The organism is Paenibacillus sp. SER-28, assembly GCF_052906305.1.
Genome location: NZ_JBRECM010000039.1, coordinates 1 through 525, shown reverse-complemented (window position 1 = coordinate 525; position 525 = coordinate 1). Strand labels below are relative to the sequence as shown.

At 49.3% G+C, this 525-nt stretch carries 1 protein-coding gene; it reads left to right on the top strand.

All coding sequences use genetic code 11. The annotated features are described in order from the left end of the window. Positions 1–525: AMP-binding protein (locus ACUYLD_RS25465; RefSeq protein ID WP_446676226.1), on the top strand; the 525-nt coding region annotated here is incomplete at both ends.

Below are 525 nucleotides of genomic sequence, written 5' to 3'. Positions count from 1 at the left end.
TCATTGACTTTGAAGCGAGCCAAACCATTTTGTCACTGACGACTATTTCATTTGATATTTTCGTCTTGGAAACCATCCTGCCCCTGTTGGGTGGAATGACGGTGGTGCTTGGCGACAGCCAGCATCAGGTGAATCCGCAGGCACTGGGTGAGTTGATTACTCAACATTCGATTGAGATGTTGCAAATGACCCCATCCCGATTGCAAATGCTGCTAGGTCATGAAGCAGGTTCCCGCACACTGCAAAGCGTGAAGGCTATTATGGTCGGGGGTGAAGCCCTTCCGTCCAAGCTGCTCGTAGCACTGCAAGAAATAAACGGTCCTCGCATTTATAACATGTACGGACCTACAGAAACGACAGTTTGGTCGACCGTACAGGAACTGACCCATGCGGAGCACATTAATATCGGACGTCCTATCGCAAATACCCAAATCTATATCATGAATGTGAATGGAGAATTGCAGCCCGTCGGCGTACCGGGTGAGTTATGTATTGCAGGGGAAGGATTGGCCCGTGGGTATTGGA